Below are 26143 nucleotides of genomic sequence, written 5' to 3'. Positions count from 1 at the left end.
GAGACTATTATTTAGCCTCTCCTGCTTGGTTATTTGCTGACTTATTTTCCAAAATCACAATTTCTACGCGTCGATTTTTACTCCAGTTAGCAGGTGACGTATTTGGCGCAATTGGTTGTGTATCCGCATAACCAACTGAAGAAAAACGAGATTTATCAAAGTGATTTTCATTCAATAAATAACGAATAACACTACCAGCTCTTGCACCTGACAATTCCCAGTTAGAGGGATATCTATAATTAGATATCGGCCTGCTATCTGTATGACCTTCTACATGCACCGGGTTGGGAATATTATGTAATAACGAACTGACCTTATTTAAAAATGGTTTTCCAGATTCCAAAATAACTGCTTCACCTGTGGGAAATAAAATACTATCTTGTAAGACAAGTTCCACACCTTGATCTGTCCTTGTAGCAGTTATTACATTATTTAAATCATTCTCATCCAAGTATGTTTCCACTTCCTGCAACAGTTGATCTAAAGATGAAGCATCACCATCTCCTTGTACATCTTTATCTGTCGTATCAGGAAGCTGTGTTGGAGAATCAAATTCATTGGATTGCTCCGCATTTTCTTTATGACTGGATTGTTCTGTCGGGTTATCCATTGGAATAGCAGAAGGATAAAAATCAAAAATCATCCGATTACGAAATGATTCTGAAATGGCTTCAAACTTAACCAAATCAATCTGCGACATGGAAAAAAGCAGTACAAAAAACACTAAAATAAGCGTGACCATATCCGAATAGGTAACCATCCATTTCGGGGCTCCTTTATTACTTGACCTTCTGATTTGCCTACGCTTCATGAACGCTCTCCTCCATGAAATCTGCAGGTTGCTCTTCAAGTTGTTTTGCTCTTTCTTCATTAGATAAGAAAGCACTTAATTTCTCTTCCAATATTCTCGGATTCTGGCCAGATTGAACACCAATAACACCTTCGATAATGATTTGCTTCATAAACACTTCTTCTTCCGTCTTACTTTCTAATTTACTAGCCATTGGAATAAAGACTAAATTAGCAAGCACTGTTCCATATAGTGTTGTTAGTAAAGCTACAGCCATACTTGGTCCAAGTCCAGCTGGGTCTTGAAGACTATTGAGCATAAGCACAAGACCAACAAGTGTACCAATCATTCCCCAAGAAGGGGCATACTCTCCTGCCTTTTCAAGTAATGCCCTTCCCTGATAATGCCGATCCTCTACAGCAATAATTTCAGCCTCTAGAATATCCTTGATAACCTCAGGCTCAATTCCATCTACTGCAAGCAAAATGCCTTTTTTTATAAATGGATCTTCTACTTCCTCTAGTTCATTTTCTAAAGCTAGAAGCCCCTCTCGCCTAGCTCTTTCAGATAAATGAACAAATAATGCAATCAGTTGCGGCAGCTGTTGGTCATTTTTATGAAAAGCTTCACTCAATACTTTTCTTGTCAGTTTGATCTGTTCAAACTTAAACGTTATCAACATCGAAGCAATTAGTCCTCCGATTACAATAAAGATGGAGGAAATGTCCAGAAACAAACCTGCCCCTTCAGAAGTACCATTTTTGGAAACTATCGCCAACATAATCATTATAAAACCCATGGTGATGCCGAACGGAGTTAATATATCTCGTTTTCTCATCGTTCTCTCTCCTCAGAATAGAAGTTGAATCTCTCTATCCACTATATCGGCACCCCATCTTACTTTGTTGAGTTTCTTTTTTCAATTCGATGAGGAAGTACGACTTTTTGATCTTGAACTTCTTCTTTGTTCATGTACTTTGTTAATAAGCGCATTGAGACAGCACCAATATCATACATTGGTTGCACAATGGTAGATAAAGTTGGGCGAACCATTGTAGCTAATCGTGTATTATCAAATCCAAACACTTCTATATCGTCTGGAACACGATAACCTTTGTCCTGAATTCCATGAATAACACCAAGGGCCATTTCATCTGAGGCGACAAAAATAGCTTCTGGTTTTTTATTTTCTTCTAATAATTGATTTACAGCTTCAATTCCTGAACTATAGGAGTAATCTCCTTTTACTATTAGTGATTCATCTACAGAAAGTCCTGCCTCATTTAAAGCTCTGGCATAGCCTTTATATTTCAGCTGGTTGATATGCGTTTCTTCTAACCCAGAAACTAATGCAGGAACTGCTTTATTTTGTTCAATTAGAAACTGAGTAGCTTCAAAGGCTGCTTGTTCATAATCAATGTTCACAGAAGGGATTTCATTGTTTTCATCATATGTTGCTGCTAGCACCACAGGCACGGAAGAGCTCTTGAATTGCTGTACATGCTGCTCTGAAATATTTCCCCCCATAAAAATGATTCCATCTACTTGCTTTTCCAACATCGTATTAATTAATTGAACTTCTTTGTCTTCATTTTGATCAGAGTTACTTAAAATCATATTATACTTATACATTGTAGCGATATCTTCAATACCTCTTGCAAGTTCTGCAAAGAAAATGCTTGATATATCTGGAATAATCGCTCCGACAGTCGTTGTTTTCTTACTTGCCAAACCTCTTGCAACAGCATTTGGACGGTAACCTAAGCGCTCAATTGTAGCCAGTACCTTCTTCCTTGTTGTTGGCTTCACATTTGGGTTTCCGTTTACGACACGAGAAACCGTAGCCATTGAAACATTTGCTTCTCTTGCCACATCATATATGGTTATATTACTCAATGTTATTTTCCTCCTATACAATATCGTTCTCTTTTTTCTTTATCATACTCTACTATGAAAAATTTTTCAAAGCAAAAAAGGTTGAAGGCTCCTAATTATCCTTCAACCGCTTTTATTCACCCTATAATATCGGTTATTAAGAAGAAAGGCAAGTGTCAAGCCTCTAAGATTGTAGTTATCTAGTTGCATTTTGTTTGAGTAAACTTGATACTCTTATTATTATACACAATCTTTTCATATTTACCAACTTTTGTTTCAACTTTTATCGTTTTTATTTCATCCGTTCTGCCATATCCTCCATTTCTTCCATGAAATGATGGAACGTAGGAATATCCATTTGCTGTGCAGAATCTGACAATGCAACAGCAGGATCTGGATGTACTTCTGCCATCACACCGTCTGCTCCAATGGCAATAGCTGCTTTTGCGGTTGGCAGCAATAAATCTCTTCGTCCTGTGGAGTGAGTGACATCAACCATTACAGGTAAGTGCGTCTCTTGTTTTAAGATAGGAACAGCTGAAATATCAAGGGTATTTCTGGTTGCTTTTTCGTATGTTCGAATTCCCCGTTCGCATAAAATGATATTAGCGTTGCCACGCGACATAATATACTCAGCAGCATTAATGAATTCAGAAATAGTTGCGGATAAACCACGCTTTAAAAGAACAGGTTTATTCACATCACCAGCAGCCTTAAGCAATTCGAAGTTTTGCATATTTCTAGCTCCAATTTGAATTACATCCAGATAATCGAGCGCCTCTTCGATATGTGCCGGGTTTACTATCTCGCTTACCACTGCTAAATCATGCTCTACAGCAGCCTTTTTTAGAATTTCTAACCCTTCAACTCCTAACCCTTGGAAATCGTAAGGCGAAGTTCTTGGTTTGAATGCACCCCCACGCAATAGCTTCACTCCGTGTTGTTTAATCGCTTTGGCAACTGTTGCTACCTGCTTATATCCTTCGACAGCACAAGGTCCCATAACAAAATGAACGTTCCCATCCCCAATACTTGCACCATTAATATGAATAACGGTATTTTCAGGTTTCTTCTTTCGTGACACGAGCAATGCTTTACGGTGGTCATCTTCCTGCAATTCTAAGCTAGCTTTAAAAATTTCCTTAAAAATATGCTCAATGGTTGCATTTTCGAATGGACCATCGTTACTGGAAGTGATTTTATCTAACATATCTCTTTCTCGCACAGGGTCAAATCGCTTCATACTTTGCTTTGCTTTGATGTCCCCAATTTGCTGAACTAATTTAGCTCGTTCATTAATTAATTCCAATATCTCTAGGTTTACTTTGTCTAACCTATCTCTAACTTGGTCTAATTCATTCATCTTCTACTCCCCCTATGCTCAGGTTTTTTAATAATTAGTGAATATTATAGCTAATTATATACCCTTTGTCGATAAATTTTTTAAATTCATGTATAATTAACCGTATTCATTACGCTAATCCTATTTAGTCGCGCAAAACATATACGTTTGCATTCTTACTCAAATATATAAATTTGCCTATTATTAATATGAAAGGATTATGTTTTATGAAAGAACGAGTATTTGCTTTAGATATCGGTACGCGCTCTGTTACAGGTATCATTTTAAACCAACAGCAGGAAGGATTTGAAGTAGTAGACTACTGTATGCTGGAGCATCAAGACCGTTCCATGCGTGATGGTCAAATTCATGATGTAATCGCCGTTTCTGAGACGATTAAACAAGTTAAAGCAACAATCGAACAATCACATGGTCCGTTAAAAAGCGTCTGTGTCGCCGCTGCCGGACGAGCATTAATTACAATGGAGGGATCTGCTTCTTTACACTTACAAAACAAATCCATTACTAATCCTGAAATGGTTCAACATTTAGAGCTAAGTGCGGTGCAAAATGCTTTAGAAAAAGTAAGTCAACAAGAGGGAGAGGAAAATGTAACACCTTATTACTGTGTTAGTTATTCTGTCCTCCATTATTATGTCGATCAGCAGGAGATTGGCTCACTGATTGACCAGCAAGGGGAAGATGTGAGCGCTCGAATTATTGCTACATTTTTACCTAAAGTTGTTATTGAATCGTTATTAGCAGCATTATCCAGAGCTGGGCTTGAAATGGAAGCATTGACTTTGGAGCCAATCGCAGCAATTGAGGTACTTATTCCAGAATCGATGCGGAGACTCAATGTTGCTTTAGTGGATATAGGCGCAGGAACAAGTGATATCGCGATTACTAATCAAGGGACAGTGGTAGCATATGGAATGGTTCCTATTGCTGGGGATGAAATTACGGAAGCAATTAGTGATACATACTTATTAGACTTTCCAAATGCCGAAGAAGCAAAAAGAGCCATTGTGGAACAAGGAGAAGTAAAGCTGGAAGACATTCTTGGCTTTGAAACCACGATAGCTTATGAGCAGTTAACAAAAGACATAGCCCCGGCTATTGATCTGCTAGCCTCCCAAGTAGCTGAGGAAATTTTAAAATTAAATACAAAACCGCCAAGAGCTGTGATGCTAGTGGGAGGCGGAAGCTTAACACCAATGATAACAACAGCGATTGCTAATAAACTACAGCTTCCTGAAAATAGAGTAGCTGTACGAGATGTCAGTGCCATTAAACAGCTTTCTTTTAGGGAGAAGCTGCCGGTACGTCCTGACTTCGTTACACCGATTGGAATTGCCATTGCTGCAAAGCGTAATCCTGTTCATTATATTAGCGTCTCTATTAATGAACACACTTTAAGATTATTTGAAATGCGTACATTGATAGTTGGAGATTGTCTTATTCAAACCGGTATAGATATTTCAAAATGGTATGGCAAGCCTGGAGCTGCTTCTATTATTACTGTAAATGGCAAAGAAGTAACATTGCCAGGAGAATTTGGAGAGCCGCCTCAAATCATGCTCAATGGGGAACCAACTTCTGTAAAAGCACGCATAAAAAATGGCGACCATTTGCAAATTAAGAAGGGCAAAAATGGAGAGGCTGCAGCAATTACGATTAATGAGCTATTTGGTGAAATAACTCCAATGACCATTTGGTTTGAGAACCAACGTCATATCATTTATCCAGCTTTTTTCGTCAATCAACAGCCAGCAGATAAAAATTATCTCGTAAAAGATAAAGATGTGATTGAATGGCATCAACCAAAGCATTTAGAAGATATAATGAAACATATTTCCAGTACCAAATATGATAAACCCGAGCCATTCCTTGTATTTGTTAATGGAAAACAAATTCAACTAAACATGGGAGAAACACAATTTTATGTGAACCAAAAAAGGGCTGAACCAAAGCAGGTGCTTCACCATGGGGATCATATACAAATAAAGCAAGCAAAACAGCCGAACGTAAACGATTTATTCTTTCAAGAAGGAATGGACTTTTGGCTGACAATGACGGTGTTTTTTAACGGGAAAGCGATAGAATTAAAGCAGCCAAAATATAAGGTGAAACGTAATCAAGAATTATTAGAGGAAACGAGTTTATTATATCTGGAAGATCAACTGCAAATAGAAGCAAACCAAAATAGCACCTTTATTTTTCAAGATGTATTTCAATACGTTGATTTAGAACTATCCACGGCAAGTGGAAAATTTTATGTATATAAAAATAAGCAACCTGCCCAGTTTCACGAGTCCATTCAAGCTGGTGATGAACTAGAGATTGTTTGGCAGGATTAGCAACGCATATAGTTAGAAAGGCTCACAGCACTAGTGGGAATATACTAATCTATGAAGAGGCTTGCGGCCATATTTCGATAAAGTGAATCTTCCACCAGTGGGGGTTTTCATTCATCCCTCACGGTTTGTTAGTACCGTAACAGTATGACCTAAAGGCCTCTTACGAAATAGGGCATTTCGGTGCTGTTATCTCCCACTTAGACTTTGTTGCAGTACACAGATTATCCTACTCCTGAAGTAGAAGCCTTACAGCACCTTATATGCGGGAGAATGCGGGATAAACATAGTAGTCCCATCATTCCCGAAAGAACAAAGGCGCGGGGCGCCCGTTTAGCAACGTAGCGAATGGAACGAATCAACTAAAGATTTAGGAATCATGCCACTAAAAACAGGGGTATGCCGACGCCTGAGCGGCAAGCCCGTTTTTAGTCGGCCTTCCTCTTAGCGACGAACCGATGAGGCCTTATCGTAGGGCGCATTTCTAAAGTCGCATCGTTGCTGGGTGATGCAGCCAGACGTGGCTAGTTGGTTATTTGGGTATCTACAAGCACATCATTTTATAGTATCCTATACAACGATAAAAAACCAGCACCTGCAATAAACAGGTGCTGGTTTTTTGTCCATCATATCATTATTGATTATTGTTATCCAATTCTTCAGCTACATCTTCCATCGCTTCAGCAACTTCCTCTGCTGCTTCTAATGCTTCGTCTTCTTTTTTGCGTTTCTCTTGAAGTTTTGATTGTACACTTTGCGTTAAATCCTTTGTTTTTTCCGCAGCTGTCTTTGTCATCTGAGAAGTGGAATCCATCGCTTTTTTCTTCAAGTCAGAACCAGTTGTGTATGCTTTATCCTTCCAGTCGGCACCTTTTTCCTGTGCAACTTCTTTCCAGTCATATGCTTTCTTTTTAACTTGATTAGCACCTGTATTAATATCTCCACGAAGCTCTTTGCCTGTTTTTGGCGCAAGTAAAAGTGCTGTCAATGCACCAACGGTTGCTCCTATAAATGTCCCTAAAATAAAATCTTTACTGCTGAATTGGTTATCTGACATTTTCGTTCCTCCCTATTACTGTGATTATTTATTTTTTTTCTTCCATAATTCCATCAAAGTTGTTCCCCACTTAATCGCCTGCGTTGTTTTTTCAGGATCCTTATTCGCTGCTTTCGCTACACTGTTCGTTAAATCTCTTAAAGATTGATTAAATTCCGTGACGGTATCTCCAACACCTTTAAATCCATTAAATAAACTATTTAATTTACTTGACTTCTGATTCATATCATCTGCTAGCTTATTTGTTTTCGCTAGTAACTGTGTTGTCTCACTTGTGACCCCTTGCATTTGCTGTTCAAGGCTAGTTAGCGTTTCTGCTACATTATGTAACGTCTCCCTGGCAGCCTTTAGCGTAATCACCAGATATACCACTAAAACAACAAACGCTACGGCTGCAATAGCAGCAGCAATATATGCTAAAATTTCCATATTAATTCATCACTCCTTTATTCACTTCTTTACCATGCTGTAACAAAAGCTATAAATAGATTAAGTTAAAGAAACGTCTTTACCAAATAGATCAAAGCATTGTATTTAGCTCACTTCTTACGAATAAAGCAACTTAGGATAAATCGAAATCAATAGACCTTCAGGTTACTTGCTTGTTTATATAAGTTAACTTACCCATCTATGTTATAAATAAAACATATATACTATTAAGCCTTTACTTAAGTAATTCGACAACAAAAGCCAAATCCCTTTATTTTTACTATGTTTTTCATCAGCTTGTCCAATTCCAATTCCATTTATTCTCTGTTCATGCTGAAAAATAACGAAGTGTAACGATGCACTACATGACCTTACTCTTAGACGAAGAAATAAATAATTGATGGCTTTGCATCATTAGCTATTTGAGCTGTCAACCATAAAATGAAAGAGCCTGTGTTTAGGTTCAGACTCTTCTTTTTGTTTATGACATTGTTACTACTTTTTCATACGCCTGCTGAAATTTCTGAATGTCACCAGCTCCCATAAAAATAAGCACACTATCTTGAAATTCTTTTAATGCTTCTGTATGAGATAATTCCAATATGGAGCTATTCTCAATTAATTTTTGTAAATCATGAATGGTCAGTTGACCACTTTCTTCCCTAGCAGAGCCAAAAATATCGCATAAGAAAACATGATCTGCTTGCGATAAACTATCAGCAAACTCTTGTAAAAACGTTTTGGTTCTTGTAAATGTATGTGGTTGAAAAATGGCTACAATGGATTTGTTTGGATATTTCTTCCGAGCAGACTCAATCGTAGCATTTATTTCTTTTGGATGATGTGCATAATCATCAATAAGTATTTGACTTTCCATTTGTTTTTCTGTAAATCTTCGTTTAACACCGCCAAAACTTGCAAGATGCTTCATACATTCTGCACTTATACCTTCATAATGGCAAATAGCAATGACTGCTAATGCATTTAATACATTATGGTTTCCATACATTGGTATAGAGAAAGATTCGTAATACGTATTACGGACAAAAACATCGAATGTTGTGCCGTTATCCGTTTCCGTTATATTCTGTGCTTGAAAATCATTAGTGGCTGCAAATCCATAATAAACAACAGGAACTTTTGCTTGTATTCGTTGCAATTGTTCATCATCACCACAAGCTATAATTCCTTTTTTCACCCGCTCCACCATAGACTGAAATGCGTTGAATACATCATCAATACTTGTAAAATAGTCTGGGTGGTCAAAATCAATATTCGTCATAATCGCATAATCGGGTTCATATTGTAAAAAATGGCGGCGATACTCACAAGCTTCAAAAACAAAATATTTACTATCTACATGTCCTTTACCAGTACCATCACCAATTAAATAGGAAATGGGAAAAGAACTGCTCAATACATGACTTAATAGACCAGTCGTCGATGTTTTACCATGCGCCCCGGTTACAGCAATGCTGGTATATTGCTTTAACCATTCCCCGAGGAATTCATGATAACGATAGAACGTTACTCCAAGTCTCTTCGCTTCTTTTATTTCTAGATGGTCATCAGAAAATGCGTTGCCTGCGATAACCGTGTGATTTTCTTTGATGTTACTTTCTGAAAAAGGGTAAATCGGAATATTCTTTTCTTCTAAAGCTTCTTGTGTAAAAAAGCTTTTCTCTACATCAGATCCTTGCACATTTTCTCCTGAATCATGCAAGATCTGAGCGAGAGCACTCATCCCTGTTCCCTTTATACCAATAAAATGGTAAGTTGTCATAAATGAACCTCCAAATTGTTGTAAAAGGATTCAATCATCTTTTATCTATTTTGCACAGCTTTTTTTATTATAGCAAATCCATTTCTAGATGAAAATAAAAACATGCTCTTTAAAAAAGTCCGTTAGTTCTCATCGAGTATGATTTATCTCTCCTATAACTCTTGCTACAGAGATTTTTCGACCGTATTTTTCTGGTAAAAAATGTTTTTAATTTTGTTTGATGTACGGCACTTTTTCTAATCGGGGATTTGGTCGGTACCGCCTGCCTTCTTTTGCTTCTGGCGTTCCATTTAAGAGAACATTGTCTCCTGTAAAGCCAATATTTAGCTTAAGCAAACTTCTGCCGACACCGTACATATCTACTGGTACACCAAGCTTTTCAAATTCTACAATCCGTTTTTCTGTAAAACCGCCACTAACCATGATTTTCACGTGAGAAAACCCTTCTTCGTCAAGCGCATTTCTTAAAGCAAAGATAAGTTCTGGATTTACTCCCCTTGGGTCAAACGTCCCCATTAAATGATGGTTACGCAAAAAATATTTATCAACTAATGTACGTGATGTATCTAAACGAACGGATTTTAATTCACTTCCAAAAGCGTGGGCAACTTTAAGGGAATCCGTAATCACATCGTTATTATAGTCAACTAGAGCAGCTAAATCGTCCTCGGGAAATAGCTCATGATATGCTTTACAAGCTGCAACAATATCACCACGAAACATTTGAATCAATGCATGAGGCATCGTTCCCATTCCTTCTTTTCCCCACCATTCATTCATCGCGTGTGTGGCTTGAGCAGTAGATCCGCCAATAAATGCCGCATATCCATCCCCGGCTTGCTGCGTATAATGATCATCCCGATCTCCCATAAAAATGACCGGTTTTTGTTTTCCTGAAGTTCGTGCCGCTTTTACCACATTATATACATTCGTTGCGACAGATGTTCTTCTAGATAAGATCCCATCAATAATCCCCTCTAAATAACCAAACTGATGATAACCGCCTGATACGGTTAAGACAGATTCGTATGGTCTGACTTTATCTCCATCCTTCAAAGAATAGATTTCAAGTGTCTCTGGATTATCTGCAAATTTATGTAATAAAGCAATCGCTTCATCTGTCCCACATAAGACAGCATCATTCTTTTGAAAGAACTGCATTGTCACTTGATTGTTGGGCAATTTTTTTGCTGCTATCTCCTTTGTTTTTAAAAAATACACCGCCGAAAACCAGCCATCCTTAATCCGGTCATCAAATTTGAACGTTTTATTTGTTAAACGTTCAATTTTCCCATTCAGCTTTTGTTCAATTTCCTTCATAGTGTTTGTTTTCTCCCTTATATGTGATCATTAAACATATCATATAAAAAAATCGTGTTGGAAACAAGAATTACTATTCGGTACAGGAGCAAGTCGTTCCCTAAAAGCTATCATTTTTCAAAGATCATCATGTTCACTAAGTTACTAGTTTCAGACAGCACCGCTATTATATATAAGTTATTATCGTCTTAAAATATAGTCTACAATAGTAAACATAAGGACAAACAAACCATTGCTTCTATTCGGTAAAACCTATGGAGGAATGCCTGCTTGTAAAAATTTACAAACTAGGAGGGAGGAGTGCACTCTTTACATTATATTACAGTAACATATCCTCCACTTGAGCTAACGTAACTAAAACTTCCCTTGGCTTACTGCCGTTTTGTCCCGAGATAATTCCTCGTTGTTCCAGTGTATCAATTAATCTAGCAGCTCGATTGTACCCTATTTTAAAATGGCGTTGCAACAAAGACGTGCTTGCTCCATTCTGCTCGAGCACGAATAAAATAGCATCTTGTAGTAGTTCATCTTCTTCCTCTTCTGTATGAATTTGTTCCAGCAACTGCTCTTGTTCAAACAAATAATTAGGTGGTGCAATTCCTCTTACATAGCTTGCTACACGATCAATTTCTTCATCGGATACAAACGGACCTTGTAAACGAACGCTTTTTCCTGAGCCATTCTCAATGAATAGCATATCTCCTTTTCCTAAAAGCTTCTCTGCACCACTCGTATCAAGAATTGTTCGCGAGTCGACTTGGGAAGACACGCTAAAAGCAATCCGTGTAGGTATATTAGCTTTAATTAAACCAGTAATAACGTCTACAGAAGGACGCTGTGTTGCTAACAAAAGATGTATGCCACAAGCTCTAGCCTTTTGCGCAATTCTGCTAATTGCATCTTCTACATCCTGTGGAGAAACCATCATTAAATCCGCTAGCTCATCAATAACAATGACAATAAAAGGCAGCTTGTTATCAGGTTGCTGCTGTTTGGTCATTTTTTCATTATATCGCTCTACATCACGAACTCCTTCATGAACGAATTTTTCATAACGCTCCTCCATTTCAGCAACAGCCCATTTTAATGCAGCAGTAGCAGCCTTCACATCGGTAATAACTGGAGAAACAAGATGAGGAATACCATTATATGGAGCTAGTTCTACCATTTTAGGATCGATAAGTAAAAATTTCACCTCTTCATGGTGGGCTTTATATAGTAGGCTGATTAAAATGGTATTGATACACACACTCTTTCCTGATCCAGTAGCGCCAGCAATTAAACCATGCGGCATTTTCTGTATATTCGTGATTAGAGGATCTCCTTCTATACTCAATCCTAAAGCAATTGTTAACGGCGAGTCACTTTTCTGGAATGCTTCTGTTTCAAAAACGCCTTGCAAGCCAACCATTTGGGGCTTTGGATTCGGTATTTCAATTCCAATTGTATTCTTACCAGGAATTGGGGCTTCAATCCGGATATCTCTTGCAGCCATATTTAGTTTCAAATCATCACTTAAATTTTTTACCTTACTCACCTTAACTCCAAGCTGTGGTTGCACTTCAAATCTTGTAACAGCAGGACCTTGAGTAACGTTTACTACTTTTGCCTGTACATTAAAATACTTTAAGGTTTGCTCAAGTAATTGCTGCTGTTCATCCATCCATGCCTTATCTTTAGAGGCATCGTTATCCACGTCATTTAATAAGTGAAGCGGCATTGGCTTTTTAGGCTCTTGCTCTGATTCTTTTTTTTCTATTGCATCAACCGTTTGAACATGCTTTTGCTTATCCTTGCCTTCTTGAGCGCGGTTTTGGTTTGTTCGATCCCATAAGTTCTTCTTATCTCTAGGCGTCATCATTACGTTAAATGGAACAGTAGTTTTACCCGCTTGCTGCTGTCGTCGACGATGTGATAAACGATTTTCACGTTTGGGTTCTACATTCGTTGAATTCGTTTGTTCTTCGGCTATTTGTTCCACATTTGATAAAGTTGTCGCAGCTTGTTGCTTTGCTTCTTCTAGTTGTTTTTCTTGTTCCTGCTGCTTTTGTTGTTCTTGAACAGATATAGATTGGGGCGGAACAGCATCTTTATTGATTGCATCCGAATTAGTATCGTTTTCCCTCTTTTCAGGTGTTGTATAAGGTTTTATCTCTTCTTTCATACCTATTGCCGTTTTTGTATGTTGCTTTCGTTGGTACGTAGGAGTATCCTCGCTCTCTCTAACGCAACTTTCTTCTTGTGATTGAACTTCTCCCCATTCCTCTGTACTTCTTACTACTTCAGCATCTTGTTTACGTTGATAAGCCGGAGTTTCATCTATCTCTTTAGCGTGGCTTTCTGGTTTTGATTGGGGAAGTTCTATTTTTTCTTTCGCTTCTCCTACAAATTCAGTTTGCCGCTTCCGTTGATTTGCTGGAGTTTCTTCAATAAATTTATTTTTATTTTTATTCCGTGGATGAAATCCATAAATGGGCGAAGGTACTTCTGTCGGTTGAAATGGTTTTTTAGGACTTTTTTTGTATACTTTTGCTCCTGATTGTTCATGCTTATATACATCCGAGTTATCCCGGCGTCGATATTCAGAAGTTTTAACACCTCTTCGCTTAAATGCAGGCACTTCGTATGTAGATGTATCATCATCCATTCGTTTTGTGTAATTTTCCTCCCATTTCCCTACTTTTTGCAGGCTTTGCTTGCTCGAATTTTCAAATTCATGGTCTTTTAATAGATTATTCCTATTGCGCTGTTCCGTCTCCTCTCCCAAGTCGGGAATAACAGGAAAACGAAACGATTTTTTTGCAGGATATTGATACATCATTTTAGCCTCAGGATGATGGTTTTCTGGCTGCTGCATATGTATATGTTCATCGTAGTGGTCTTCATCATCATTTGTAAAAAGACGCTTGATTTTTTTCTTCCAATTATCCCACATATTTACTCACTCTTTCTTTGTATTAAAACTGTTCTTCTTCATTGTAGCAGTTTTTAAATCATTTTTGAAAATCATTTCTAATTTGGAGCCATAATATAGCATCGTCATCACTTATTATTGCTCAAACTTAGCGTCAAAAAAACATCGAAACAATTGAAGCTGTATAACGAACTACGCTTCAAATGAGAAGTTGAAGAAATGATTTAATGTTGAGGAAGAAATTGAAAATCTAAACTACTCCAACATGATAAGGAGCGTTTTAAGGTTCAGCATAAATGAATTTTGTGAATAGTCTGGAACCATATTAAAGATAGACCCTTTGCGCAACGATTACGCTTTATAAAGTAATTTTCAATCAGTGTGTGGTTTCATTCATCCCCCACTGATTGTTAGTACGTAATGGCATGACCAAAGACCTCTTACGAAATAGGGCATTTAGGTGAGTTATCTCCCACTTAGCCTTGTGGCAGTACAAGATTTATCCAACTCTTGAAGCGAAAGTATTGCAGCACCTTATATACGAGAGAACAAAGGCGCAGGGCGCCCGTTTAGCAACGTAGCGAATGGAACGAATCAACTAAAGATTTAGGAATCATGCCACTAAAAACAGGGGTATGCCGACGCCTGAGCGGCAAGCCCGGTTTTAGTCGGCCTTCCTCTTTGCCGCGAACCGATGATGCCTTATCGTAGGGCGCATTTCTAAAGTCGCCTAGTTGCTGGGCGCTGAAGCCGGACGTGGCTATTCAGTTATTCCCTTATCCCAAAGCAACAAATTTTATACTTTCTTTAAAAAATGGATAATGTAAAAACAAATTCTAAAGCAAGCATTTATAACTTCTCCATTGATTTTCGAATATCAAAAAGTGGGCAGGTGGAGAATCAGAAGTCGCAACTGGAAATATGACCAAGCAAATCTAACTGAAGAATACAAATTTAAAAGCTATGCTAATTCGTTTGCAAGTCTTTTGTACTATCATAAAAATTAAATCTATTTATTTTGTACAAGCTTAATGACGTCCATTTTAGAACAGGCGATCAGAATAGATCACCTGTTTTCTTTACTATCAACAATTAGTTTTTTTGCTTATATTCTATATGTTAAAAGCTGATCCAATTTCATAGGAATCATCAAGAACATATATTCCTTTTTCTTTTAGCGCATTTGGCAAACCTAATTCCTTTTGTGAACAAATCATACCGTTAGAAGGTACCCCTCTTAGCTCAGTTGGTTTTATTTTTAAACCACTTGGCATTGTTGCACCAGCTTTTGCCACAACAACATGTTGGCCAGTAGCTACATTAGGGGCTCCACAAACGATTTGTAATACTTTATCACCTACATCTACTTGACAAACACTCAATTTATCTGCGTTTTCATGTTGTCGTTTTTCTTTAACATAGCCAATCACAAATTTAGGACTTAAATCAAAATTTAGCTCATCGTCTATTCGATTTGCTTCAAATAGTTGCTTTATTTCAGCTAACATTTCTTCTGTTAAGGTTATTTTTCCTGTTTGTAAAAAAGAAAAATGAGTAGAAGCTTGAAAAATATTGTATCCTATCACTTTATTCTGATTATCTGTAATTCGAACAATATCACCTATTTGTTGGTGCTGAATTTGGTAGCGGTCACCTTCTTGCAGCGGTATAATCAGTACATCTCCGATACCATCAGCATTGTAAAACACGTCCATTTATCTCATCCTTTTCTTTAGTTGTCAGTTTCGGGTCTATTTTTAGCAAGAATAAATATTGGTTCTAACTGCTTCTCTTCGTAAATCATTGGCAAGGAAGTAATTGGAATTCTCCCTTCCGCAAAAAATTTCATCGTCATTTGAGCTAAAATGTCATAACCCGTTTTATTTTGGACATCAGCTACAATCAATACATCTTGATGTGGGACAGCAACTGCCATTTCCCCTTTACTGTTCGCCTTCATTTCTTCCAAGAATGCTTCATTTAAAATTCTACTTGCATCGTACCCATCTTGGGAAGCTAGAAAATAAAAATCATTATCTGCTACTCGGTCATGTTTATAATCCACTGGCAGTGAGCGCAAATTAAAAGACGCAATTTCGTCAATCCGCGTTTCTGACCAACCTTCTTTTTCAATCAGTGGCTGATCAATTAAACGGTATGACTTTCCTAAGTCAATGGCGTAGAAAATGCGCGTTTCTGCTGTATGCTCTTTGTAGATAAGCTGGTTATTCGCATTTGTTTTTGTGGGAAAAGATGTGGAACGAATGACAGGAAAAATTTGTTTTTCCATTCCTTCCAATTGCTGGTCTTCATTCATAATTCGCAACGCTTCTTTTACGTGCTCCTCTAACTCATCAATAACCGCTTCTCCCTTTTGATTATACTTAGCAACGACATTTGGTAAAGTAATGGTGATCCCTTGCTTAGACGATCTCCACTCAATTCGAAAATTGTCCTTATCCCGATTATACATGGTATACCAGTCCGGATTTTGGAAACGCTCGTCCAATATTTTTTTTAATTTTAAGCTTGTCATTTGCATACTGCTCTCTCCTTACTTATGCAGGATCCTTTAGCTTGGAAGATGGTTCATAAAATTCATGATCTCTTCCTTCGTTTTACGGTCTTTACTAACAAATCGTCCAACCTCTTTCCCATTTTGAAACGCAATAAAGCTAGGAATTCCAAATATTTCATATTCCTGACAAACATCAATGAATTGATCTCGGTCTACTTTAATAAACGAATATGCTGGATAGGCTGCTTCAATTTCTGGTAGTACAGGCTCAATTACCGTACAATCTGGGCACCACCCTGCTGTAAAGTAAAGAACGACCCGTTCCTTGTTAATCACGTCTGTAAATGAATCTTGTTTCGTTAATGCTTCCATTATTATCCACTCCTTTAGTACTGTTCTCAATTCATTAAAAGCGATTGATTTAGCTATCTTCATCATTTCTTCGCATTTCCTGCAAAATCTTTTTTGTTAGCAAAGAGTTACTTTCGCTCCGACGAAACCAACTTAAACTTCATTTGCACTCTTTTCAATTTTCGTAAATAATCAAAATGATAATCTGTAGAAAAGGACTCTAGCAACAAGCTATCATCCCGCTTTGCCGTTCCATAATTTAACTGACTTTTCCGCTGCCTCATTTACATTATATACCCCAAGAGAGTCTAATCATTATTATCTAAAACCAGATTATTGGTTTCCTTTTGTGTGATTTCCATATGTGATGGTGTGTTTCCAAACGAATGATTTTCCTGTAGACTATCATTACTGTTGAAGGCACTTCTTGTTGCGCTTCAGTAAGCGCCTCTTCTTCAAATTTTTGTGCTGCTGGCAGTGCTAATTAGTGCTGGTATACCAATGTTTAAGGCCAGTTTTACTAATAGCTTTATACAATTTCCTTCCCAAGTGGCAGCTATTTTTCATCACCTATCTTACTATGAATGGAGACAAATTGAAACGATTTAACTTGTTAACTTCCCACTAACTATAAAACAGTAGCGGAATACTTCTCAAACATGTCGTTTTCGTTTACGATAGATGTAATCATGCAAGGAGGAGATAATATGGAACTTACTGTCTATTTAGCTGGTCAAATTCACGACGATTGGCGCGAAGAGGTAAAACGCTTAGCAGAAGCTAAAAAATTACCTTTGCACTTTGTTGCTCCACAAACCAATCATGAACGATCTGATAATATCGGTGAAGCCATTTTAGGTAAACAGCCTGAGCCTATATACAAAGACGAGGCCGCTTCGCGCATTAATAATTTTCGTACAGAAGTGTTGATGAAAAAATCAGATATTGTTATTGCCCTCTTTGGTGAAAGCTATAAACAATGGAATACAGCAATGGATGCCAGTCAGGCGATTACGTTAAATAAACCAACCATTATCATTCGCCCCAAGTCTCTTATACATCCTTTGAAAGAATTGTCAGAGAAGGCCAATGTAACCGTTGAAACCGTAGAACAAGCGTTAGATGTCATCCACTACATTTTCGAATAAGAGAAGCTCAATCCGTGGGTACTCGGGGTTGTAGTGCATCATAGCTATGAACCTTAAGCCTCTAAAACAGAAACGAACATTTGACTTGCAGTTAGAGCTCACACTTATGCTCATTGGATTCACCTCATAGGATGTAAGGGAAAAGTTTACTGCTAATTACATGAAAAAAAGCTTTAAGCCTGTAGTATAAACAATCTACAGGCTTTTCACAAGGTACATACTCCACCTAAAAATAATATTTGGCACTCTCCATATACATTTTACAAAGCTAACGCCTTGTTCGATACTTAGATTCCTTTTTTTCCTTAGTGAATTCCCATTGGCCGCGTAATAATTCCATTACATGACGAAACATGCTTCGTCTGGAAATCCGTTCCGATGTAAATATGCCAACAGCTCCCTCCTGCTGTCGAACTTGCTTCCGTTTTGCAAATTCATCCATTACATCTCCGAGCTCTCTACCCTGAATAAGCTGTTCTGTTATTTCATGTGGCAACGCAATTCGGGCTCCGCTAGCAGTATACAGCTGGTCAGAGAATGCTAATGCTCCCCAATTACAAAGGTACAATTGGTTACCTATAAACATAACACCGCCTTCAAGACCGATTCCAAATGTAGCATCTTGAGTGTCTAGACAGGAAAGAGCACGGTTAATAGCTCCTTGTCTCGTCTCTTCATCGGAAAAAGGTTGTGCTGATACACCAGAATCGGCATCTTCTGTTACAATAACTGCTTCTGGAAAAACTTCTTTAACAGCTTGAATTTTTGCTTTGTTCATGGAGCCAATTACGATTTTCATATACACTCTTCCCTTATACAGAACGGTGGATATTATCCAATGTTGTATGATCCGTTGTTTTCACAAGCTTAATGAGTAATTCCTTAGCAGCAGCATAATCATCCACATGTATGATAGACGAAGATGTATGAATATAGCGTGAGCATATGCCTATTACTGCTGAAGGGATACCATTATTAGCTACATGTACTCTTCCTGCATCAGTTCCGCCTTGAGAAATAAAATACTGATACGGAATATGATTGCTTTCGGCAGTATCCAAAACAAAGTTTTTCATTCCTTGATGGGTAATCATTGTTCGGTCAAAAATCCGTAATAACGCGCCCTTACCTAACTGACCAAATTCTTCCCTTTTTCCTGACATATCATTAGCAGGGGAAGCATCTAAAGCAAAAAATATGTCTGGTTGGATCTTATGCGCAGCCACTTGTGCACCACGCAAGCCAACTTCTTCTTGCACCGTTGCCCCAGCATATAACTCGTTCGGCAAGGTATCATGTTGTACTTCTTTCAATAACTCAATCGCTAAACCACACCCATAGCGGTTATCCCAGGCTTTTGCCAAAATTTTCTTATCATTTGCCATAGGAGTAAACGGGGTTAAAGGAACAATCGACTGTCCTGGTTTAATGCCAATTTTCTCTGCATCTGCTTTATCATCCGCACCGATATCGATAAGCATATGTTTTATTTCCATTGGTTTCTTTTGTTGCTCAACGGTTAAATTATGAGGTGGAATAGATCCAATTACACCAATAATTGGCCCATTGTCTGTCATGATCTGAACCCGCTGGGCGAGTAGTACTTGATTCCACCAACCGCCTAAAGGCTGGAAGCGTAGCATGCCATTATCTGTGATTTGTGTCACCATAAATCCTACTTCATCCATATGACCCGCCACCATAACTTTCGGCCCGGAACCTTTTTTCACGCCAAAAATTCCGCCTAAATTATCTTGAATCGTTTCATCTGCATACTTGGACAATTCTTGCTTCATAAACCTACGCACCAAATGTTCATTCCCTGGTGCCCCTTGAAGCTCTGTCAATTGTTTAAACAATGACTTCGTCTCTTCATTCATGCCGTATCCCACCTTCAATTATATGTATATTAATTAGTATACTTGAAGCCGCGAATAGATTTCCAGTATTCCTCCTTTCAACATGAAATAGATCAAAGGTATGACAGTAAGAGCATTTACAAACAAAAACGAAAGCCCTTGTTTAGTAATGATGTACAAAGGGAAAAATAAAAATCTCAGGGTGAATTTTACAATGGCATATATGCAGGCTATATGCAGGCATTCTATTTTTACCCACTCTATTTTCTTAAAGCCATCCTGTTTTTTATTTTCTATTTCATTCCAAATACGATATACTAGCATATAAGAAAAAAACGAAGAATTTAATTTGAGAGCAAGAGGTGAGTAGTTCATGAGTGTAAAAAAAGCAATTATTGCAGCTGGACTTGGAGTTGCTGTTGGCTATTTTGCAAAGCAGCAAATAGACCAAATGCAAAAGGTTACACCTGAAAAAGCGTTAAAACAAGCAAAAGAAACGTTTAAGAAACAAGGCCCAATCAGTGGTTCTTGGATTTACATGCAACCTCAGGAAGTGGAAAAAAACGGCCTTTTGTATGACGCTTACCGTGGTGGAGTTACCCGTAATCTCGACGGAGAGAACAAGCAGTATGAATTTTATGTAGATGTGGAAACTGGTGCTGTTATTGATGCTGTGCAAACAACATAGACCATTTTAACATTTTCTTGATATCTTTACCAAATAAGCGAAAGCTAGCCTACAAATGCTATTGTTCGCTTATTTGGTTTATTATTAGCTTCAAGCAAACAACTTGATGTTTCAGATCCCACACTAATGCAAGATCTGCCCCTTAAATCAAGATAGCCATCGAGTTATAGGCAATTGGCTGTCTCGATAACGATCACCGATGAACTTCATTTGGAGACTGTTTTCTTTCCAGTTGGTCAACCCGCTCACCTGATTCATCAAACTTAATCGCCCGATAATACGCATCATGATAAAATGTGTACCACGCCTGTTTTCGATATCCATAATCCATCCATTTTTCTTTTTGATGAACAGATGTCACCGGATAATCATCATACGCTAATACCCATAATTTATTTTGGTGTGCATAAGTTGGCATAATATCCGCCATATGAATCCAGCATGTATCATCTTGTTCGAAAACAATGATGCTGTGCCCATTGCTATGACCACCAGTATGTACCATTTTCAATCCATCTGTGATCATGATTTCATTCGTAAATGTCTGAACTTGTTCCGTAATCGCTTCCCAGTTTCTCCTCCAATAAGTATTTTTTGATCGAATGTTAGGCTGCCTCATTTCCTCCCATTCCTTTTCAGATGTATAAATAACGGCTTGTTTAAATACAGATTCATACATATCGCCAACCAAATTGGTTAAGCCGGATGCATGATCAAAATGCATATGTGTCATTAACATACCATCAATGTTATTTGGTGATAACCCAAGCGTTGCTAGGTCTTTCATGACTTGTGACTGTTCCGAAACACCAAAATTACGTAATTGCTTTTCAGATAGCTTATTTTGACCAATCCCGCTATCAATCAAATAATTTTTTCCATCTAGCTGCAATAAGATTGGATCTGTCCTCAATGTAATCTGATTTAATTCATTCGTTGGGTATTTTGGCTGCCACAGTACTTTAGGCACGACTCCGAACATCGCACCTCCATCCAGATTCGTTACACCTCCCTTCAGCCATGTTAAAGTTGCTCTCCCTACCTTTAATTTCTCCATACAGTCCCCTCCCTAAATCACCAATCAAGCAATCGCTTTCAAAATAAACATCTTTTATCTATTCTAACAGGACGACATACCTTTCGTAAATTCTGCTTTATTATTAATTTAAAGCGATGACATGACAACGAATTACTTTTATTAAAAAACATATGAACAAAGGCGCAAGCGCCCGTTTAGCAACGTAGCGAATGGAACGAATCAACTGAGATAAAGGAATCACGGTGAGGCGACGAACCGATGATGACTTATCGTAGGGCGATTTCGTGAAGTCGCCTAGTTGCTGGGCGATGGAGCCGGACGTGGCTAGTCGGTTATTTCGTTATCCATAAGCACCTAAGTTTATACTTTCTTATTCTTGCATAAAAATAGCTTAGCGAGCATTTAACGAACTCGCCAAGCTGTTAACTGTTTCCTTTGTGATTACATGTGATACGGCAACGATAGATCGGCTGACCTTTTGCTGTAAACTTCTCTTCATACTCTGTCATACGATTTGTGGAGTCATCAGCTTCATGCAGATCAAGATTCACTTCTTCAATTCTCATTCCATTTTGCGAAAAACTTGCTAATGAATATTCAAATAGCCCCATATTATCGGTCTTTAAAATAATTTCGCCATTCGGACGCAAAACTTCTTTATACTTATCTAAAAAAGTATAGTATGTCAATCTCCTTTTCTCATGTCGGTTTTTTGGCCAAGGATCAGAAAAATTTAAACAAATTTTGGTTAATTCATCTTTTGCAAACAGTTCAGTTAAACGTTCAGCGTCGACATGCAACAAACGAATATTTAGCTGCTCCGAAACTAGTACCTTTTGGGCAGCAGTAACGATAATACTTTTCGCCACCTCTATGCCAATAAAATTAATATTCGGGTATTGTTTCGCCATTTCGACGATAAATTGTCCTTTTCCTGTTCCAATTTCAAGATGGATGGGTGCATCATTTGCAAACACATCCTTCCATCTGCCACGATAACTGACCGGATTGGAAATAACCGTGTCCGGATGTTCCTGTAAAAAATCATCTGCCCACGGCTTATGACGTTGACGCATATATGTAAGCCTCACTTTCTGTATACGAGTATAGAAATGAATAAATGAACAATACTATGATTAGAGGTGATTTGAAGATGGAACTAAACACAAATAACCAACTAACCTTGCTTATGGATTTATTAGATGAGCATCACAGCGACTGTTGTGGAAGCGTTTCTGAATATCAACAAATTACTAGGCTAGTGAAGTCACTCATGCAAAACAGCTCGATTACTGATCAACAACTGCATACATTACTACCTGAAATATACCACTACGGAAAAAACGGGGAATCTTCACGAGATATAGAAGCACACATCACGGCGAATAATAAGCAGTTAGCGGCATGGATTGATGCTATTCATCAAACAAATCTAAATTAAAATTCCCTATTTGATTATTTAATACTTGCAGCTCGTGCAAACGATCTACAAATTTAACACCTTCATCACGTTCTTTATGCCAACATAAATAATGAAGGGAATCAAGTAATAAATACCAATGCATCCGACCTAGCAGGTGACTGTCTGTTGCAATACCGTACTGACTTAACCACTCGTGCCAATTTTCTTGTGGTATATACGAATTTAAAATCATTCCATAATCGATAACTGGATCAGCAATTAACGCATTATCCCAATCGATAAGATATAAATTCCCTTCTTCGGTTAATAGTAAATTATTATGATTTAAATCACCATGGCACACGACTAATTTTTGCTTCCTCGTAATAGGAAGCAATTTTTCTAAGTTGGTTAATGCGAGATTGATCTGCTCATGTGTATGATTTAAATCAATTTGTAATAAACGTTTTTTGATTGTATCGAAACTTTCATCTGAAGTAATGGGTTTTTTTCCTAAGCGCATAAGCATGTACAACAATTCAGAGGACTGGTGAATTTTTCGTAATAAGTCTGCAACTCGTAAATGTTGCATTTCTACTGGTTTTAATTCTCTTCCCTCCAGCCATTCTTGGGCTGTAATGACGTCACCATTTTCCATTCTTTTCGTCCAAATTAGCTTCGGTACAACCCCTTCTGCCGATAAAACAGCTAAAAACGGGGATGAGTTACGTTTTAAAAATAATCGCTGGTTATCCTTCGTTGCCAGGTAAGCGTCTCCCGTAAGCCCACCTGCTGGAGCTACTTCCCACTCACTACCTAGAACTCGCTTCAGCCAGTTCACCATAAATTCCTCACATCTTTCAAATTTTAGCGTTCAATAATATATTTTATCTATATCTATCCAAAAATACAAATCTGAATAGCTAGTGATTTGTTCAATTAACATTTCAGGAAAAATTTTGAAGAAAATCCGTTTTTTCTGTTAGTTGTTAAGTTACTAATCAGGAATCGGACCAGCGTTAAGATTCTTCTTCAACAAATTCAAATGGGTTTCGTTCTTCTTCCCATTCCGGGCGTTTTACCGAAGTTGTTTGTACATGTTTTAATAATGCTTCCGCTACTTTTAACTGCTGGTTTTTTAATGGAGAAGTCATATTTCGCTTTTGCGAGAACCAGCTGTCGTATTGCTGTTTCCCAATAATTTTCGTCTGATACGGCTCAGCTAAAAATTGAACTGGATTGGATTTAGCTAGAATGGTTTTCGTAATTGGGAAATTTAAATGATAATGAGAAAGTATTCCTTTTATAATGTTCTCCGTTCGTTTTAAAGCAATGTGTGGATTTAACAATTTCCCCCTGCTATTTTCCTTTTCAACGATCCACGTCCGTGCATCTTGTGCTATTATCATTGCCCCAGTAGTCTCCCTTAATTGGCAGATGATTTCAATGCCTATTGGAGAGATCAAAATAATTTCGCACTCTACTGGAGCTTTTTTAATTGTGAAAATAGGGTAATACAAAAATAAATACGTGTCTGGAAACCGTTGTAAAAAATATTTAATCTCATTATCTTCTGTCCATTTCTTATCAACAAAGGAAATATCGGTTACCGTTGAAGTAGCCCATTTCATTTGTAAGTGTAATAATTTGTCTAAGTAATATTGCTTTAGCCCTTGCTCTGTTTCAGGAAGATCAAGATCAGCAGTATATTCTTCGTGGTCTACATCAACTGCTTTTGTTTTGCGTTTCCACAACTTCCAGCGCGGATGTTCCTTTGCTTCTTGCATCATTTCAGTATGATCCACAGAGCTATTAGCTGCTTTTTCCCACATATCTTTTAACTGGTGCCAGTTTTCATTTTTCAAGCGAATAAATTGACTGGGATATCGATAGGGGCTCCACTCATACCGGGAAATATAATCTTGTAATTTAATCAGTTGCGCCAGTGTTTTCACCTCCCAACGCTTTAAAACAAGCTTTTACTTTGTATTTTGGTTGTTGCTTTGGAAAAATTTGATATAGTACAAAGCGATCAACATATAACCGGATGATTGAATGGTTCATATATTTCGTCTGGGCTATTTCTTTTTCCATGCTTCCAGTGCCGGCCCATTTCTTTGCCAATGTGATGTGAGGAATGTATGGCCGTTCTTCCGATGAGAACCCCGTTTGTACCGCTACAAACTGCACTTGATTCGCTAAATCTGTTAAAGCCTCGGTAGATTGTACAGCAGAATAGATAACGCGAGGTTTATCAGTAGAGCCAAAAGTACCGATACCGCCTACTTGTACATAAAAGGGAGAGAAAGAAATTGTCTGCAACTTCTTCACCAATTCCCATACTTTACTATCGGACACCGGTCCTAAAAACTTTAAAGTAATATGAAAATCCAGCTCATGTACCCACTGCTTGTTTAGACCTTAAAACTGCTTGCTCCTCACGGCAAGCAGCTTGCACTTCTTTAGATAATGGAATAGCAATAAAATAATGTGGCTGTTGTGACATCGTTAGCCTCCTGTAAAAGCCTATATTCGTTCAAGGCTGTTTCGCTTTAAGTTTCATACAGTAATTTTAATTCTTCTGTGTTTAATTCTCGGTATTGACTCATTTTAAGCGCCTCGTCAAGTAGTAGTTTCCCCATCCTAGTTCGTTTTAAATATAGTACTTGTTTATCGACGGCGCAAAACATTCGTTTAACTTGATGAAATTTACCTTCCGTTATAGTAATCTCTACCGCTGACGTTTCTCCCTGTTGCAAAATGCTTAATGTTGCAGGCTTAGTTATATAACCATCATCCAGCGTAACTCCATTAGCGAAAACTTTACAATCTTCTTCTGTTACCTCACCTTTAATCTTTGCAAAATATGTTTTGGGCACATGTTTTTTCGGAGATAATAATTCATGCGCTAGTTGTCCATCATTTGTTAATATCAGCAATCCTTCCGTATCCTTATCAAGCCGCCCGACAGGAAATGGACGAAAATTTTGTAACTCCGCCGGCAACAAATCAATGACTGTTTTTTCTTTTTTATCCTCGGTTGCTGAAATTACACCAGGTGGTTTATGTAACATGATATAGATATATTTTTGATATTGAACAAGCTCCTCGTTTACTTTTATCGTATCGTTATCGGGATCAACGTGAGCAGAGCTATCTTTTATTACCTTATTGTTCACCGTAACATGTCGTTTTTTAAGCAATGCTTTTACTTCTTTTCTACTTCCAATTCCAGCATTGGCTAAAAATTTATCAAGCCGCATTTTTTACT

24 protein-coding genes are annotated in these 26143 nt (G+C 37.8%); 4 read left to right on the top strand and 20 right to left on the bottom strand.

Annotated features, from left to right (window positions below; translation table 11 throughout):
• Positions 1–7 precede the first annotated feature (7 nt).
• The 4 genes from motS to KBP50_RS06005 all read right to left on the bottom strand — a co-directional run bounded on the left by motS (position 8) and on the right by KBP50_RS06005 (position 4028).
• Positions 8–811, bottom strand: coding sequence for a flagellar motor protein MotS (motS, locus tag KBP50_RS06020; RefSeq protein ID WP_050353396.1), 804 nt, complete (start codon positions 809–811; stop codon positions 8–10).
• A complete protein-coding gene (motP, locus tag KBP50_RS06015) occupies positions 801–1628 on the bottom strand; it encodes a flagellar motor protein MotP (protein WP_050353397.1) in 828 nt (275 codons plus the stop codon). The genes motS and motP overlap by 11 nt, the downstream gene beginning before the upstream one ends.
• A gap of 59 nt (positions 1629–1687) precedes the next feature.
• Positions 1688–2638 carry a catabolite control protein A gene (ccpA, locus tag KBP50_RS06010; RefSeq protein ID WP_050353571.1) on the bottom strand — a complete coding sequence of 317 codons (951 nt, stop codon included), beginning with the start codon at positions 2636–2638 and terminating at the stop codon, positions 1688–1690.
• 319 nt (positions 2639–2957) lie between these two features.
• Positions 2958–4028 carry a bifunctional 3-deoxy-7-phosphoheptulonate synthase/chorismate mutase gene (locus KBP50_RS06005; RefSeq protein WP_050353398.1) on the bottom strand — a complete coding sequence of 357 codons (1071 nt, stop codon included), beginning with the start codon at positions 4026–4028 and terminating at the stop codon, positions 2958–2960.
• 206 nt (positions 4029–4234) lie between these two features.
• Between KBP50_RS06005 and pilM the strand changes: the two genes are divergently transcribed.
• Positions 4235–6367, top strand: a complete 2133-nt coding sequence (gene pilM, locus KBP50_RS06000; protein ID WP_050353399.1) for a pilus assembly protein PilM — start codon at positions 4235–4237, stop codon at positions 6365–6367.
• A 631-nt stretch (positions 6368–6998) separates the two neighbouring features.
• Here the strand turns inward: pilM and KBP50_RS05995 are convergent.
• From KBP50_RS05995 to KBP50_RS05960, 8 genes are all read right to left on the bottom strand, one after another.
• On the bottom strand, positions 6999–7421 hold the full coding sequence (locus KBP50_RS05995; protein ID WP_050353400.1) for a YtxH domain-containing protein: 423 nt from the start codon (positions 7419–7421) through the stop codon (positions 6999–7001).
• Between the two features lie 24 nt (positions 7422–7445).
• Positions 7446–7850: a DUF948 domain-containing protein gene (locus KBP50_RS05990; protein WP_050353401.1), complete on the bottom strand. Its 405-nt coding sequence runs from the start codon at positions 7848–7850 to the stop codon at positions 7446–7448.
• Positions 7851–8331: 481 nt separating this feature from the next.
• Positions 8332–9633 carry a UDP-N-acetylmuramate--L-alanine ligase gene (murC, locus tag KBP50_RS05985; RefSeq protein ID WP_050353402.1) on the bottom strand — a complete coding sequence of 434 codons (1302 nt, stop codon included), beginning with the start codon at positions 9631–9633 and terminating at the stop codon, positions 8332–8334.
• 207 nt (positions 9634–9840) lie between these two features.
• Positions 9841–10953 (bottom strand): nicotinate phosphoribosyltransferase, encoded by a 1113-nt coding sequence (locus tag KBP50_RS05980; RefSeq protein WP_050353403.1) that lies wholly within the window; start codon positions 10951–10953, stop codon positions 9841–9843.
• A gap of 319 nt (positions 10954–11272) precedes the next feature.
• A complete protein-coding gene (locus tag KBP50_RS05975; RefSeq protein ID WP_050353404.1) occupies positions 11273–13888 on the bottom strand; it encodes a DNA translocase FtsK in 2616 nt (871 codons plus the stop codon).
• Positions 13889–14979: 1091 nt separating this feature from the next.
• Positions 14980–15582: a YtpR family tRNA-binding protein gene (ytpR, locus tag KBP50_RS05970; RefSeq protein ID WP_050353405.1), complete on the bottom strand. Its 603-nt coding sequence runs from the start codon at positions 15580–15582 to the stop codon at positions 14980–14982.
• Between the two features lie 17 nt (positions 15583–15599).
• Positions 15600–16409 carry a DUF1444 domain-containing protein gene (locus KBP50_RS05965; protein ID WP_050353406.1) on the bottom strand — a complete coding sequence of 270 codons (810 nt, stop codon included), beginning with the start codon at positions 16407–16409 and terminating at the stop codon, positions 15600–15602.
• Between the two features lie 30 nt (positions 16410–16439).
• Entirely contained in the window at positions 16440–16757 is a 318-nt protein-coding gene (locus tag KBP50_RS05960; RefSeq protein ID WP_050353407.1) for a thioredoxin family protein, read from the bottom strand.
• Between the two features lie 686 nt (positions 16758–17443).
• Between KBP50_RS05960 and KBP50_RS05955 the strand changes: the two genes are divergently transcribed.
• Entirely contained in the window at positions 17444–17884 is a 441-nt protein-coding gene (locus KBP50_RS05955) for a YtoQ family protein (RefSeq protein ID WP_050353408.1), read from the top strand.
• Positions 17885–18152: 268 nt separating this feature from the next.
• Here KBP50_RS05955 and KBP50_RS05950 read toward each other — a convergent pair whose 3' ends face one another.
• Positions 18153–18683, bottom strand: coding sequence for a DUF84 family protein (locus KBP50_RS05950; protein WP_050353409.1), 531 nt, complete (start codon positions 18681–18683; stop codon positions 18153–18155).
• Positions 18684–18696: 13 nt separating this feature from the next.
• The gene (locus tag KBP50_RS05945; RefSeq protein WP_050353410.1) at positions 18697–19764 is read right to left on the bottom strand and encodes a M42 family metallopeptidase; all 1068 of its coding nucleotides are present in this window, start codon (positions 19762–19764) and stop codon (positions 18697–18699) included.
• 352 nt (positions 19765–20116) lie between these two features.
• Here KBP50_RS05945 and KBP50_RS05940 point away from each other — a divergent pair, with 352 nt between their 5' ends.
• Entirely contained in the window at positions 20117–20431 is a 315-nt protein-coding gene (locus tag KBP50_RS05940) for a PepSY domain-containing protein (RefSeq protein WP_050353411.1), read from the top strand.
• A 193-nt stretch (positions 20432–20624) separates the two neighbouring features.
• On the opposite strand, the gene KBP50_RS05935 is transcribed toward KBP50_RS05940, so the two are convergent.
• Both KBP50_RS05935 and trmB read right to left on the bottom strand, forming a co-directional pair.
• Positions 20625–21488: a YtnP family quorum-quenching lactonase gene (locus KBP50_RS05935; protein WP_050353412.1), complete on the bottom strand. Its 864-nt coding sequence runs from the start codon at positions 21486–21488 to the stop codon at positions 20625–20627.
• 404 nt (positions 21489–21892) lie between these two features.
• Positions 21893–22546 (bottom strand): tRNA (guanosine(46)-N7)-methyltransferase TrmB, encoded by a 654-nt coding sequence (trmB, locus tag KBP50_RS05930; protein ID WP_050353413.1) that lies wholly within the window; start codon positions 22544–22546, stop codon positions 21893–21895.
• A gap of 77 nt (positions 22547–22623) precedes the next feature.
• Here trmB and KBP50_RS05925 point away from each other — a divergent pair, with 77 nt between their 5' ends.
• Complete coding sequence (locus tag KBP50_RS05925; protein WP_050353414.1) at positions 22624–22911, top strand: YtzH-like family protein; 288 nt, start codon at positions 22624–22626, stop codon at positions 22909–22911.
• On the opposite strand, the gene KBP50_RS05920 is transcribed toward KBP50_RS05925, so the two are convergent.
• The 4 genes from KBP50_RS05920 to KBP50_RS05905 form a co-directional block, all read right to left on the bottom strand.
• The gene (locus KBP50_RS05920) at positions 22886–23716 is read right to left on the bottom strand and encodes a phosphotransferase family protein (RefSeq protein ID WP_050353415.1); all 831 of its coding nucleotides are present in this window, start codon (positions 23714–23716) and stop codon (positions 22886–22888) included. The two genes, KBP50_RS05925 and KBP50_RS05920, sit on opposite strands and share 26 nt — an antisense overlap.
• A gap of 175 nt (positions 23717–23891) precedes the next feature.
• Positions 23892–24827 carry an NERD domain-containing protein gene (locus KBP50_RS05915; RefSeq protein WP_128743524.1) on the bottom strand — a complete coding sequence of 312 codons (936 nt, stop codon included), beginning with the start codon at positions 24825–24827 and terminating at the stop codon, positions 23892–23894.
• On the bottom strand, positions 24802–25266 hold the full coding sequence (gene thpR, locus KBP50_RS05910) for an RNA 2',3'-cyclic phosphodiesterase (protein WP_082240994.1): 465 nt from the start codon (positions 25264–25266) through the stop codon (positions 24802–24804). The genes KBP50_RS05915 and thpR overlap by 26 nt, the downstream gene beginning before the upstream one ends.
• A gap of 158 nt (positions 25267–25424) precedes the next feature.
• A complete protein-coding gene (locus tag KBP50_RS05905; RefSeq protein ID WP_050353417.1) occupies positions 25425–26135 on the bottom strand; it encodes a pseudouridine synthase in 711 nt (236 codons plus the stop codon).
• Between the last annotated feature and the right edge of the window lie 8 nt (positions 26136–26143).

The sequence above is a fragment of the Virgibacillus pantothenticus genome (assembly GCF_018075365.1).
GTDB lineage: Bacteria > Bacillota > Bacilli > Bacillales > Amphibacillaceae > Virgibacillus > Virgibacillus pantothenticus.
Note: the sequence above shows the minus strand (reverse complement) of the source record. Positions and strands in the feature narration are given on the sequence as shown.